This window comes from Methylobacterium sp. Leaf94 (assembly GCF_001426045.1).
Taxonomy (GTDB): domain Bacteria; phylum Pseudomonadota; class Alphaproteobacteria; order Rhizobiales; family Beijerinckiaceae; genus Methylobacterium.
On record NZ_LMRM01000023.1, the window covers coordinates 172760 to 185996 of the forward strand.

Here is a 13237-nt window from a genome sequence, read left to right on the forward strand (position 1 = left end):
GCAGATCGCATCGTTAAGATGGGACCCTGCACGCGACGGTGCCATCCGTCCCCCGTGCGAAAACGCCGAACGCTCTCGCATGTGTCGTGTTTCGTGCAAACTGTGTCGCCCGCGTCACGGTTCCGCCGGGTTCGCCGGGTTGAGAGGCGGCACCGCCCGGCCCGAGGGCACGGCCCGAAGATCCGGCCGAGAGCACGGTCAAGAACACCGCGAAGAACACCGCCAAGAACCCGGCCAAGGACATGGCGAAGAACATGGCCAAGGATAGGACCCGATGACGCTCGACCACGATCCGCGCCGCCCGCCGCCCTACGGGGGGCAGCCCTATGCCGGCGCACCGATCCCGGAGCCGGGCCGGCGCTCGGCCCTGCGGCGCTTCCTCGGCGGCTCGCCCGCCGCCGTCTTCATGAAGCTCCTGTTCCTGTCGGTGCTGGTCGGCGCCGTGATGGCGACCCTCGGCGTCACCCCCGGCCTGCTGTTCTGGCACGCCTACGACGCGGTGCGGACCCTGATCGACCTCGGCCTCGCTACCTTCCACGATTTCGGCCGCTGGATCCTGGCCGGCGCGGTCGTGGTGGTGCCCCTCTGGCTCCTGTCGCGCTTCTTCGCGGTGTCGAAGTAGCGCGTCGCCCACGAGAAAGGGGCCGGTGTGTCCACCGGCCCCTCGGGAAAGTCAGGACGCGTACGGCGCGTTCAGCGCTGGACGATGACCTTCGCGCCGACCTTGGCGCGGGTGTAGAGGTCGGCCACGTCGTCGTTGGTCATGCGGATGCAGCCCGAGGACACGGCGGTGCCGATCGTCTCCGGCTCGTTCGAGCCGTGGATGCGGTAGATCGAGTTGCCGAGATACATGGCGCGGGCGCCGAGCGGGTTCTCGATGCCGCCCTTCATGAAGCGCGGCAGATCGGGGCGGCGGCGCAGCATCTCGGCCGGGGGACGCCAATCGGGCCACTCGCGCTTCATGGTGATGGTCTGCACGCCACCCCAGGTGAAGCCCGGGCGGCCGACGCCGACGCCGTAACGCAGGGCCTTGCCGTCGCCGAGCACGTAGTAGAGGCGCCGCTCGCCGGTGGAGACCACGATGGTACCCGGGGCGTAGCCGCCGGCATAGGCGACTTCCTCGCGCTGGATCGCCGACATCTGCGGCACGGCCGAGGACGGAGCCATCGGGTCGGCGACAGGCAGGGAGGCGTTGGCGGTGGGGAGCGCGACGGGCTCGTTCTGCGGCCGCACCCGGATGACCAGGGCGTTATCCAGCGGCTGACGGGTGAGCGGGTCGATCTCGTAGGCGGCGGCGGGCGACGCCCACGCGCCCAGCGCGCAGACGAGCCCGGTCAGGGCGGGGGCGAAACGGCGCATCGGAGCCTCTCAAAGGCGAACGTAGTCTGTGGAAACGACTTGGAAAACTTGACGCACGTTACGGTGCGAAGTGTGCCCAAGACGTAAACGCTCACGCTTCAAAGCCAAGCCGAATTCGCACTGCAACGACGCTTGCCGCCGCGTCGTGATTTCATGGCAACACCGTGGCACCTTGGCCGTGCGGGCGTCCCTCAGACGGCGTCAAGGCCGAGGTCGATGATCGGCGCGCTGTGGGTGATCCAGCCGCACGAGATCAGGTCGACGCCGGAAGCCGCCACCGCGCCCACGGTGTCGCGGTTGATCCGGCCCGAGGCCTCGGCGATGGCCCGCCCGTCGATCATCGCCACCGCCTCCGTGAGCTGCTGCGGGGACATGTTGTCGAGGAGCACCGCGTCGGCCTTCACCGAGAGCGCCTGCGCGAGCTGCTCCAGGGTATCGACCTCCACCTCGATCTTCACGAGGTGGCCGGCATAGGCCCGGGCGCGCATGATCGCCGGCACGATGCCGCCGGCGACGGCGACGTGGTTGTCCTTGATCAGCACGGCATCGTCGAGGCCGTAGCGGTGGTTCGAGCCGCCCCCGGCGCGCACCGCGTGCTTCTCCAGGGCGCGCAGGCCCGGGGTCGTCTTACGCGTGCAGACGATGCGGGCCTTGCCGTGGGGCCGGGCCGCCTCGACGAGGGAGGCGGTCGCGGTGGCGACGCCGGATAGGCGGCACAGCAGGTTGAGAGCGACGCGCTCGGCCGTGAGGATGGCCCGAGCCGGGCCGGCCAGGCGGATCACCACGTCGCCCGGCTTCACCCGGGTGCCGTCGCCCCGCTCCACCGTGACGCCGACGCTCGGATCGATCAGCCCGAAGGCGATCATCGCGGTGTCGATGCCGGAGATCACCCCGTCCTGGCGGGCGGCGATGACGCCCTCCAGGCGGGCGCTGGCCGGCACGATGGCGTCGGTGGTGATGTCGCCGGCCCGTCCGAGGTCTTCCAGCAACGCCGCGCGGACGATGGGCTCCACCATCAGGCGGGGCAGGGGAGGCAGCTCTGAGGGATCGGACATGGTCCAGCTTCCGGGATGGAGGACGAGGGCCGGCCCCGCCCCTGGGGACCGGACCGGGTTCGCGAGGCTCAGGCGGCGACGACGGCCCGGCCGGGCGCGACCGCCTCGGCCATCGCCCAGAGGTCGGACAGCGCCAGCTCGGTATGCACCGGCGCCTCCTGGGCGGGATGATCGCTGCGCCAGTGCGCGCCGCGGCTCTCCCGCCGCGACAGGGCCGAGGCCGCGATGGCGAGGCCGGTCAGGGCGACGTCGCAGCCGCCCCGCGCCGCCGGGGCGAGGTGGCGCACGGCCTCTGCGAGACCGTCCGCCGCGCGCACAACGCCCACCTGCCGCTCCATCACGGTGCGCAGGGCGTCGGGGTCGCCCTCGCTCCGGGGCGTCGCGGCCTCGGCGCGGGCCTGGCCCGGGGCCGGGACCGCGGAGGCGGCCTCGGCGATCGACGGCGCGAAGGCCATCGCTTCGAGCAGCGAGTTGCTGGCGAGCCGGTTGGCGCCATGCAGCCCGGTCGAGGCGACCTCGCCGCAGGCGAACAGGCCCGGCACGGTGCTGGCGCCGGTCGCGTCCACCTTCACGCCGCCCATGTGGTAGTGCGCGGCCGGCCGAACCGGGATCGCCTGGATTCGCGGATCGATGCCGGCCGCGGCGCAGAGGCCGGCAACCGTGGGAAACCGCGTGGCCATGCGGGCGCCGAGATCGCCGCGACAATCGAGGAAGACCCGCGCGCCGCGGGCCTGCGCCTGGAAGATGCCCCGCGCCACCACGTCCCGCGGGGCGAGATCGCCCCCGGCGATGCCCGCCATGACGGGCGCGCCGGTCTCGTCGATCAGCCGCGCCCCCTCGCCGCGCAGGGCTTCGGTGGCCAGGGGCATCGGATCCGCGCCGGTGGCGATGGCGGTGGGGTGGAACTGCACGAACTCCATGTCGCGCAGCACGGCGCCGGCCCGGACCGCCAGGGCGAGGCCGCGCCCGGTGGCCCCCCGCGGGTTGGTGGTCGAGGCATAGAGCGCCCCGACCCCGCCCGTGGCCAGAACGACGGCGCGGCCCGGCAGGGAGAAGCGCACGCCGTCGCGCTCGCAGACCACGCCGGTCACGGCGCCGCGGGCATCCCGCATCAGGTCGCGGGCCGAGGCCACGAGGATGGTGACGGAGGGCGTGCGCGCGACAACCCGGACCAGGGTTTCGAGCACCATCCGGCCGGTGGAATCCCCGCCGGCCCGGACGATGCGGCGGCGGGAGTGTGCCGCTTCGAGACCGAGGGCGAGGGCGCCGGCGGCGTCCCGGTCGAAGGGGGCCGCGAGGCCGACGAGCCAGTCGATCAGGCCGGGGCCGGCCTCGGCGACGCGCAGGGCCACGTCGGCCTCGGTCAGCCCGGCCCCCGCCGCCACCGTGTCGGCGGCGTGCAGGGCCGGCGCGTCGTCGCTTCCCATGGCGGCGGCGATGCCGCCCTGCGCCCAGCCGGTGGCGGTGCCGAACCCGAGGGGCGCGGCGGTGACCAGGGTGACGGGGCGCGGCGCGAGGCGCAGGGCCGTGGCGAGGCCGGCAATGCCGGCGCCGACCACGATGATCCGGTCCGAGCCCGGAAGCGCGAATGAGACCGGGGCGTGCGCGTTCATCGCGTCCGCACCGCGAGCATGCGCTCCACCGCCATCCGGGCGCGCTCGGCGAGGGCGGGCTCCACCGTGACCTCCTCCGTCATGGTCTCCAGGGCGTGACGGATGTTCTTCAGGCTCATGCGCTTCATGTGCGGGCACAGGTTGCAGGGCTTGATGAACTCGATGTCCGGATTGGCCGCCGCGATGTTGTCGCCCATGGAGCACTCGGTCACGAGCACCACCTGCTTGGGGCGCTTCTCCAGGACGAAGTTCATCATCATCGCGGTCGAGCCCGAGAAGTCGGCCTCGGCGACGACCTCCGGCGGGCATTCCGGGTGCGTGATGACGGTGACGCCCGGATAGCTCTCGCGCACCTCGCGGATGTCGGCGGGAGTGAACTGCTCGTGCACCTCGCAATGGCCGGCCCAGGTCAGGATCTCGACCTCGGGCACCATCGCCTGGACGTTCTGCGCCAGGAACTCGTCCGGGATCATCAGCACGCGCGGCGCGTTCAGCGAGCGCACCACCTCGACGGCGTTGCCGGAGGTGCAGCACAGGTCGGATTCGGCCTTCACCGCCGCCGAGGTATTGACGTAGGTAACGATCGGAACGCCGGGGTACTTCGCCCGCAGGCTGCGCACGTCCGCCGCCGTGATCGAGTCGGCCAGGGAGCAGCCGGCCCGGCTGTCGGGGATCAGCACCGTCTTGCCCGGGTTCAGGAGCTTGGCCGTCTCCGCCATGAAGTGGACGCCGGCGAGCACGATGACGTCGGCATCCACGGTCACGGCCTCGCGGGCCAGCGCCAGGCTGTCGCCGACGATGTCCGCCACCGTATGGAAGATCTCCGGCGCCTGGTAGTTGTGGGCCAGGATGACGGCGTTGCGGGTCTTCTTCAGTTCGAGGATCGCGGCGACGTCCTCGGCCAGGGCGGGCCACTCGATCGCCGGCACGTGACGGCTCACGCGGGCGTAGATGTCCGGCAGGGGAAAGCCCGCGGGGAGGCCTCGGGAAGCCGGGCCGATCGGGAGACTGGTCGCCGCCATTGACGCGTCCTCACTTATGCTCAAACTGAGCATTGTGCCGACTAACGTAGGCGGCCCCGATCGCGTTGTCCAGATATACAGGGTTTGAGCATAACGTTTTTGCGATGCGAAAATGACGCTGCACCGCGAATGTCATTCGGGTCCGGCAGGGGGGTCAGGCGGGGCGGCGGACCGGGCGCAGGCGGAAGCCCGGGGCCGGGCGCTCCAGCAGAACCTCGCGGCGGAAGCGCACCAGGCGGGCCGGGCGGCCGGTCGCGCCGCTGGTGACGTCGTCGGTTTCCTCCACCAGACCCTGCTGCGCCACGAGGCGGCGGAAGTTCTGCTTGTGCAGGTTGGTGCCGGACAAGGCCTCCACCGTGCGCTGCAGCTGGAAGAGCGTGAAGGTCGGGGGCATCAGCTCGAACACCACCGGGCGGTACTTGATCTTGCCCCGCAGGCGGCCGATCGCGGTGGCGAGGACCCGGCGATGGTCGAGGGCCATGGGCTGGCCGGTTATCGCGAGGTCGTCTTCGCGGGCCTCGCCGGACTGGCCCTGCGCCTCCGGGATCAACCCGGCCTCGAACAGCAGCTCGTAGCGCTCCAGCACCCGCTCCTCGTTCCAGGCGCCGCCGCAGAGGCCGAAGGTCAGGCCGAGGCGGTCCTCCCGCCGGCGGCGCAGCTTCGGGTCGGGCGCCTGCTCGGCCCAGGCCAGGAGCTGGGTCTCGATCTCGCCAAGGGATTCGGGCCGGCCCTCCCGCCAATCCTCCCAGGGCAGGTAGCGGTACCAGTTGCGCCAGGAGGCCTCCGCCAGTCCGCCGGGACGTACCTCGCGCACCAGGGCGAGATAGGCCACCGACAGGGAGTGCAGGCCGCCGGCATCGTCGCCCTGCCTGTCGCGGTCGCCGAAGGTGTAGAGCTGCTCGACGTAGCCGAGGCGCTGGTGGGTCTGGCGCTCGACCCAGGCGCGCAGGCCGCGCTCCAGCGTCGGGTGCTCGGGCACCAGGGGCCCCGCCGGGAGGCCGTCCGAGCGGCCCCTGGCCTGGCCTCCGACCTGGACCGTGAGGGCGCGCGGCTCGCCGTCGGTGGCGGCGACGATGACGGCCACGAGCCCGACGGCGGAGGGATTGGAGAGCGCCCCCTCCGAATCCCGCTGGGTCTCCTCCGCCGTGGTCACGCGCCCCGATCCCCGCCGCTATCCGTCTGGTCCGCCTTGCCTACCCCTGCTCATGGCACATCGCGGCGGCGTGATGAATGTGGAAAAACCGCCGCGGCCCATTCGTCCCAAGGGGGGATCGGCGCATGCGCCCCCAGTCGGGATCGGGGCGGACGCCTCAGGGCTGGCTGCGGGGCAGGGCGCGGGCGGGGTTGCCCACCACCGTGGCGCCCTCGGGAACGTCGCGGGTGACGACGCTGCCGGCGCCGATGATGGCGTGGTCGCCCACGGTGATGCCGGGGAGCAGGATCGCGCCGCCGCCGATCCAGACGTTGCGGCCGATCCGGATCGGGCGGGCGAATTCGAGGCCGGCCTCCCGCGGGCCGGGCTCGCGCGGATGGTCCGGCGTGAGGATCTGGACGCCGGGCCCGATCTGGGTGCGGTCGCCGATGCTGACCGGAGCGCAATCGAGGATGACGCAGCCGAAGTTCAGGAAGACGTGGGCGCCCAGGCTGATGTGCAGCCCGTAATCGCAGTGGAACGGCGGCCGGATCACCGCGCCTTCGCCCACCGCGGCGAGGCGTTCGCGCAGGAGGTCGCGGCGGATCGCAGGGGTCTCCGCCAGGGCCGCGTTGTAGCGCTGCATCCAGACCTTGCAGGCATGGCTTTCGGCGTGAAGCTCCGGGTCGTCGGGATCGTAGATCTCGCCGGCGAGCATCTTCTGCTTCTGCGTGCGGTCCATGCGCGGAGCGTGTCCCTGTCTGGCTGGCTGGCGGTCGGGTTCGGGGGTGGCAACGCGACACCGCGCCGGAAAGCTCCGCCCGTGCCGGAGCTTCCGATCGCGGCGGCGCAGCCCTACAGTGCGGCACACCAGCGACGGAACCGGGGAAACGCAGCGTGATCGGACGGGACGAAGCCATCGGACGGGGCCGGCCGGTCGACCTGCGGCTCTACGGCCTCCTCGATACCGGCGTCTCCGGCACCGACGGCGCGCGCCTCGCCGCGATGGCGGCGGAGGCCGTGCAGGGCGGGTGCACGCTCCTGCAGTACCGGGAGAAGGCGATCGCGGATGCCCGGGCGGCCCTGGCCCGCATCCGGGCGATCCACGCGGCGCTGACGGGCACGGGGGTGCCGCTCCTGATCAACGACCGGGTCGACCTCGCCCTCGCCGCCGGCGTGGAGGGCGTGCATCTCGGGCAGAGCGACCTGCACCCGGCCGAGGCCCGCCGCCTGCTCGGCCGCGAGGCGCTCATCGGCCTCACCCTGAAGACCGGCACCCAGGCCGACGAGCTCTACCGCCTGCCGGTGGACTACGCCTGCATCGGCGGGGTGTTCGCGACGACGAGCAAGGACAATCCCGACCCACCGGTGGGGCTCGACGGCCTCGCCCGCATCGTCTTCCGGGGGCGCCTCGCCCGCGGCGCCGCCTTCCCCCTCGGGGCGATCGCCGGCATCGATTCCAGCAACGCGGCGGCCGTCATCGAGGCCGGGGCCGACGGGATCGCGGTGATCTCCTCGCTCTTTTCCGGCGAGTCGGTGGCCGGGCGCGCCCGCGACCTGCGCTTCCGGGTCGATTCGGCCCTCGCCGCGCGGGGCGTCGCGGCCTAAGCTGCGGAAAACGCCAGGATCTCCAAGCCATGACCTTCATCGCCGTCACCATCGCGGGATCCGATTCGAGCGGCGGGGCCGGCATCCAGGCCGACCTGAAGACCTTCGCGGCCCTGCGGGTCTACGGGGCGAGCGTCGTCACCGCCCTGACCGCGCAGAACACCCGCGGCGTCCAGGCCATCCACGACGTGCCGGCCGATTTCGTGACGGCGCAGATCGACAGCGTGTTCTCCGACCTCGCCGTCGGGGCGGTGAAGATCGGGATGCTGTCGCAGGTGGCCACCATCGAGGCGGTGGCGGCCGGCCTCGCCCGCCACGCGGGCCGGATCCCGATCGTGCTCGATCCCGTGATGGTGGCGACCTCGGGCGACCGGCTGATCTCGGAGGCCGCGGTGGAGGCCCTGCGCCGCCACCTCCTGCCGCTGGCCGACCTCGTCACCCCCAACCTGCCGGAGACCGCGACCCTGATCGGCGAACCCACCGCCGAGACCGAGAACGCCGCCGTGGCCCAGGGGCGCCGCCTCCTCGCCATCGGGGCCAGGGCCGTCCTGGTGAAGGGCGGCCACGGCGAGGGCGACGAGAGCGTCGACCACCTGATGCGCGGCGACGGCACGCTCCGGCGCTTCGCCGCCCCGCGCATCCGCACCCGCAACACCCACGGAACCGGCTGCACCCTGTCGTCGGCCGTGGCGGCGGGCCTCGCCCGGGGCCTGCCGATGGTCGAGGCGGTCGCGCAGGCCAAGCGCTACGTCTCCGCCGCCATCGCGGGGGCGGACGGTGTTCCCGTCGGGCACGGCCACGGCCCGGTGCACCATTTCCATGCCCTCTGGGTCTGACCGCGCCTTGCGTCGCCCCGCCGTTTGCGTTTGAAGTACCGCACAAGCGTCCGGTTAACGGAACGGACGCGCGGATCTCGGAACAGATGGACGACCAAGTGACGACGCCCGAGCGCGGGCGGCAGCGGGACATACTCACCGGGGCGCAGGTGCTCTCCGGGCAGCTCGGCAAGACGATCCAGCGCCTGCGCAAGGCCTACAACCTGTCGCTGTCGGAGCTGGCCGAGCAGTCCGGGGTGGCCAAGTCGATCATCAGCCAGATCGAGCGCAACGAGACCAACCCGACCCTGGCCACCATCTGGCGCCTGAGCCAGGCCCTCGACGTCTCGATCGAGCGGGTGCTCGCGACGAGCGACGAGGAGCCCTTCATCGAGAAGACCTCCCGCGCCGATACGCCGATCCTGGTCTCGGACGACGGCAGGGTCCGCCTCGCCATCATCGGCTGGATCAAGACCGTCGAGTGGCTGCAATGGTACGACCTCACCGCCGATCCGGGCGGCGTGCTCGATTCCGACCCGCACCAGCGCGGCTCGGTGGAATCCCTGACGGTGACGTCGGGGCTGCTCGAGGTCGAGGTCGCCGGCACCGTCCAGCGCGCCCGGGCCGGCGAGACCCTGCGCTACCGCTGCGACCGGCCGCACACCGTGCGCTGCATCGGGCCGGAGCCGGCCAAGGCCATCATGGTCGTCATCATGAAGGCGGCCGTGATGGAATGAGGCCGGGAGGGCGTCGGCCCCACGAGCCTCAGCGGCCGGAATTCACCCAGGCCACCATCTCGCCCAGCACCCGCGCCAGCGCGGCATCGAGGCCCACGGCGGCGGTGCCGGCATCGACCTTCTGCACCGGCACGCGGGCGGTGAAGATCCGCGCCGCGATCACCTTGCCCGTGCCCTCCGCGATGATCTTGGCGGAGATGTCGACCACCGCCTCGCCGGAGCCGGCGGCGATGTCGAAGGCCCGGATCTCGCTGATGAGCTGGTAGTCGGACACGATCTTGTCGCCCGGGCGGCTCACCGACTTCAGGCGGCCGGAATTCTCCAGGCTCTGGATCAGCCGCGTCTGGATCAGGCGCGGCAGGCGGTCGGCCCATTGGCCGCCGCCGAGGAAGGACAGGGCTCCGCCCGGCTCGCGCACGATGATGCGGTCCGCCTCGAAGGGCTGGATGCCCACGGGCTCGGCCACGCTTAACGACCGGGCCGCGCCGACGGCCCGCCCGCTGGGGGGCAGCGCGGCGAGATCGAAGGTGAGCGGCACCGCGCCGCCGCCGCAGCCGCCGAGGCCGGTGGCGAGAAGCATCGCGACGAGCGCGGGGGCCGTCTGGTGAAGTGTCATACGCATTCCGGAAACCCGTCGCCGCACTGACGCACAGCGTGGCGGTAAACTAACTCAAGTCCGGAATGTTGCCGTGCGCCGCAGCACGCATGGCCGGGGAGCGGTTGCTTCAACGACCACCGTTGTATTCCGGCAACGATGGCTTGCCGCCGAAGATGACCTGCGACGGATCCCGCTCGAGGCTCTTCACCGTGCGGTTCAGGGTGTTGAGCGTGCGCTGGCCGTCGGTCGAGAGCGCCTCCACCTCGCGCCGTCCGGTGCCGCTCAGGCGGTTGAAGCTGGTGGCGATGTTCGAGGTCCGCTTGTCAAGGTTCTCGGAGAGGGTCCGGAAGGCCCGCCCGGCGTCGCGGACGGAGATCGCCGCCTCGCGCACCTCGGTGAAGGTGCTGGTGCCGGCCGAGCCGGAGGCCGAGCCGAGGAAGCCCTCGGCCCCCTTCAGGACGGCATCGACGCGGTCGGCGGAGGCGTTGAGCTTGGCCGCCAGGGACCGGGCGTCCTTGAGGGCGCCCTCGATGTCCGGGCTCCCGGCGGCGAGGGCGCTCGAAAACCGCTCGGCATTGTCGATCACGCGATTCAGCTTCTGGCCGTCGATCGCCTTCACGAGGCCGCTCACCGCCGGCCCGGCCTCCGCGAGGGTCTTCGAGAAGGTTTCCACGTTGGCCAGGGTCCGGGTGATCGCGCCCTCGTTGCCGGCCACCACCTTGTCGAGGCGCTGGAGCACGTCGTCGGCCCGCTGGGCGATCTGCTTGGCCGCCGCCATCATGTCCTGGATGTCGGAGCTGTCGGCGAAGATCGTCGGCATCTGGTCGCCCGAGCCCGGCGTCAGGGCCGGGGCATCGGCGTTGCCGCCCGACAGGGAGATCGTCGAGACGCCGGTGAGCATCGCCGAATCGAGGCGGGCGCGGGTGTCGGCGCGCAGGGGCGTGGTGCGCTCGACCTCCACGATGGCGACGACGCGGCGCGGGTCCTGCGGCAGCAGGCGCACGTCCATGACCTCGCCGACCTTGATCCCGTTGAAGGCCACGGTCGAGCCCTTGGCGAGCCCGCCGACGCTGCCGGAGAACACGATGCGCACGGCCTGCCGGACCTGGCTCCGGGACCCGCCCTGCAGCCAGAACACGAAGCCGAAGGCCGCCACCAGGACCGCGAGGGTGAAGGCGCCGATCAGCGCGTAATTCGCACGAGTCTCCATCGGATCAGCAATACCTTGACGGGGTGGGGCGCGGGCGGTGCGCGGCGGCACGCCATGGGCGGCGGGCGTCAGGCCGGCGCATGAGGCGTGCCGGGCGAGACGACCGCGCGCCCGCGCTTGCCGTGGAAGTAGGCGCGCAGCCAGGGATGGTCGCTCGCGAGCATCTCCGCGATCGTGCCCTGCGCGATGATCTGGCCGTCGCCCAGGGCCGCGATGCGGTCGCAGGCGGTGTAGAGGCTGTCGAGGTCGTGGGTGACCATGAAGACGGTGAGGCCCAGCGTCTGCTTCAGGGTCGCCACGAGCTCGTCGAACTCCCCGGCGCCGATCGGGTCGAGGCCCGAGGTCGGCTCGTCGAGGAACAGGATCTCGGGGTCGAGGGCGAGGGAGCGGGCGAGGGCCGCGCGCTTGATCATGCCGCCGGAGAGTTCGGAGGGCAGCTTGTCGGCGGCATCCGGCTTCAGCCCGACCATCTCGATCTTCAGGCGGGCGAACTCGTCGAGGAGGCGGTCGGACAGGTTCAGATGCTCGCGCATCGGCATCTGGATGTTCTGCTTGACGGTGAGCGCCGAGAACAGCGCGCCCTGCTGGAAGAGCACGCCCCAGCGCTGCTCGATCTGGCGCCGCCGGGTCACGGTGAGGCCGTCCACGTCCTCGCCGAACACCTCGATGGTGCCGGCCCGCTTCGGCACGAGGCCGAGGATCGTCCGGGTCAGGACCGACTTGCCCTGGCCGGAGGGGCCGACGAAGCCCAGGATCTCGCCGCGCCGGATGTCGAGGTTCAGCCCCTTCATCACGATCTTGCTGCCGAAGCCGACCACGAGATCGCGCACGCGGATGATCGGCTCCGGCGCGACCGCAGGCGCCGGATGGCTGAGGCTCGTCTGCGGGTGCGGGGCGGACACGTTCGGGCCGAGCCTCAGAAATCGATCGCGGCGAAGAAGACGGCGAACAATCCGTCGAGGACGATCACCATGAAGATAGACTTGACGACTGAGGCCGTGACGTGGCGGCCCAGGGACTCGGCCGAGCCCTCCACGGCGAAGCCTTCGATGGTCGCGATGATGCCGATGATGAGCGCCATGAACGGCGCCTTGATCAGCCCCACCGCCACGTGGTGCAGCGAGACCGCGGCCTGCAGGCGCGCCAGGAAGGCGTCGACGGTCATGCCGCCGTAGAGCGAGGCGGTGAGGCCGCCGCCGGCCAGGGCCGCCAGGGAGGCGAGGAAGGTCAGGATCGGCAGGCCGATCACCAGGGCGAGGATCCGCGGGACGATCAGGATCTCGATGGGATCGAGTCCCATGACCCGCAGGGCGTCGACCTCCTCGCGCATCCGCATCGAGCCGATCTCGGCCGTGAAGGCCGAGCCGGAGCGCCCCGCCACCATGATCGAGGTGAGCAGCACGCCGAGTTCGCGCAGGATCAGGAGCCCGATCAGGTTCACGACGAAGCTCTGGGCGCCGAAGCGCTGGAGCTGGAAGATGCCCTGCTGGGCGACGATGCCGCCCACGAGGAACGAGATCAGCACGATGATCGGCACGCCCCGGAAGGCGACCTGCTCGATCTGGTTGACGAGGGCGGTTCCCCGGAAGGTGCCGGGGCGGGCCGCGACCCGGATGCAGGCGGTGACGACCTCGCCGAAGAAGGCGAGCCCTGTGACGAAATCCGACTTCGCGCCGACCACGCGCCGCCCGAGATCGTCGAGGAAGCCGAAGAGGCGGCCGCGCCGGGGCGGCGGCGGTTCGGCGGGGCGCAGCTTCACCTCGCTCAGAAGGATGCGGTGCTCGGGCGTCGCGCCCGCATAGGCCAGGCGCCCGCCGGCGGCCTCGATCTCCGCGCGGGTCCGCTCCAGCACCCAGGCGCCGAGGGTGTCCAGGCGGGCGACCCCGCTGAGATCGACGAGGAGGGCCGTGCCGGCGGCGCTGCCGGCGATGCGCGCGGCGGCGACCTCCACGGCCGCGCCCTGGTCGGCGGTCCAGCGTCCGGACAGGCCGACGCGACCGCCCGCGAGGATCGCGGCGTCGGCAGCTTCCGGAAGGGTCCTGATCTCGGCTCTAGCCAATGACGCCGCACTCCATGCCGCGGTCACGG

At 71.8% G+C, this 13237-nt stretch carries 14 protein-coding genes; 4 read left to right on the forward strand and 10 right to left on the reverse strand.

The features are described 5' to 3' along the window. Positions 1 to 274: 274 nt before the first annotated feature. A complete protein-coding gene (locus tag ASG63_RS13740) occupies positions 275 to 622 on the forward strand; it encodes a DUF6460 domain-containing protein (RefSeq protein ID WP_056217156.1) in 348 nt (115 codons plus the stop codon). 71 nt (positions 623 to 693) lie between these two features. Here the strand turns inward: ASG63_RS13740 and ASG63_RS13745 are convergent, their stop codons facing one another. From ASG63_RS13745 to ASG63_RS13770, 6 genes are all read right to left on the reverse strand, one after another. Beyond that, the gene (locus ASG63_RS13745; protein ID WP_056217160.1) at positions 694 to 1359 is read right to left on the reverse strand and encodes a L,D-transpeptidase; all 666 of its coding nucleotides are present in this window, start codon (positions 1357 to 1359) and stop codon (positions 694 to 696) included. 191 nt (positions 1360 to 1550) lie between these two features. After that, positions 1551 to 2414, reverse strand: coding sequence for a carboxylating nicotinate-nucleotide diphosphorylase (gene nadC / locus ASG63_RS13750; protein WP_056217163.1), 864 nt, complete (start codon positions 2412 to 2414; stop codon positions 1551 to 1553). A gap of 68 nt (positions 2415 to 2482) precedes the next feature. Beyond that, complete coding sequence (locus tag ASG63_RS13755; RefSeq protein ID WP_056217165.1) at positions 2483 to 4027, reverse strand: L-aspartate oxidase; 1545 nt, start codon at positions 4025 to 4027, stop codon at positions 2483 to 2485. Continuing rightward, positions 4024 to 5049, reverse strand: coding sequence for a quinolinate synthase NadA (gene nadA, locus ASG63_RS13760; RefSeq protein WP_056217169.1), 1026 nt, complete (start codon positions 5047 to 5049; stop codon positions 4024 to 4026). The genes ASG63_RS13755 and nadA overlap by 4 nt, the downstream gene beginning before the upstream one ends. Before the next feature lie 154 nt (positions 5050 to 5203). Continuing rightward, entirely contained in the window at positions 5204 to 6202 is a 999-nt protein-coding gene (locus tag ASG63_RS13765) for an NUDIX hydrolase (RefSeq protein ID WP_056217172.1), read from the reverse strand. 157 nt (positions 6203 to 6359) lie between these two features. Next, on the reverse strand, positions 6360 to 6923 hold the full coding sequence (locus tag ASG63_RS13770; protein ID WP_056217175.1) for a sugar O-acetyltransferase: 564 nt from the start codon (positions 6921 to 6923) through the stop codon (positions 6360 to 6362). 155 nt (positions 6924 to 7078) lie between these two features. Between ASG63_RS13770 and thiE the strand changes: the two genes are divergently transcribed. From thiE to ASG63_RS13785, 3 genes are all read left to right on the forward strand, one after another. Next, positions 7079 to 7789 (forward strand): thiamine phosphate synthase, encoded by a 711-nt coding sequence (thiE, locus tag ASG63_RS13775; RefSeq protein ID WP_056217179.1) that lies wholly within the window; start codon positions 7079 to 7081, stop codon positions 7787 to 7789. 29 nt (positions 7790 to 7818) lie between these two features. Beyond that, a complete protein-coding gene (gene thiD / locus ASG63_RS13780; protein WP_056217182.1) occupies positions 7819 to 8625 on the forward strand; it encodes a bifunctional hydroxymethylpyrimidine kinase/phosphomethylpyrimidine kinase in 807 nt (268 codons plus the stop codon). 86 nt (positions 8626 to 8711) lie between these two features. After that, on the forward strand, positions 8712 to 9341 hold the full coding sequence (locus ASG63_RS13785) for a helix-turn-helix domain-containing protein (RefSeq protein ID WP_056217184.1): 630 nt from the start codon (positions 8712 to 8714) through the stop codon (positions 9339 to 9341). Between the two features lie 28 nt (positions 9342 to 9369). On the opposite strand, the gene ASG63_RS13790 is transcribed toward ASG63_RS13785, so the two are convergent. From ASG63_RS13790 to ASG63_RS13805, 4 genes are all read right to left on the reverse strand, one after another. Next, the gene (locus tag ASG63_RS13790) at positions 9370 to 9957 is read right to left on the reverse strand and encodes an ABC-type transport auxiliary lipoprotein family protein (RefSeq protein WP_244479899.1); all 588 of its coding nucleotides are present in this window, start codon (positions 9955 to 9957) and stop codon (positions 9370 to 9372) included. A 109-nt stretch (positions 9958 to 10066) separates the two neighbouring features. Continuing rightward, the gene (locus ASG63_RS13795) at positions 10067 to 11149 is read right to left on the reverse strand and encodes an MlaD family protein (RefSeq protein ID WP_056217193.1); all 1083 of its coding nucleotides are present in this window, start codon (positions 11147 to 11149) and stop codon (positions 10067 to 10069) included. 68 nt (positions 11150 to 11217) lie between these two features. Beyond that, the gene (locus ASG63_RS13800; RefSeq protein WP_244479549.1) at positions 11218 to 11940 is read right to left on the reverse strand and encodes an ABC transporter ATP-binding protein; all 723 of its coding nucleotides are present in this window, start codon (positions 11938 to 11940) and stop codon (positions 11218 to 11220) included. Positions 11941 to 12065: 125 nt separating this feature from the next. Beyond that, a complete protein-coding gene (locus ASG63_RS13805) occupies positions 12066 to 13208 on the reverse strand; it encodes an ABC transporter permease (RefSeq protein WP_056217196.1) in 1143 nt (380 codons plus the stop codon). Positions 13209 to 13237: the final 29 nt, after the last annotated feature.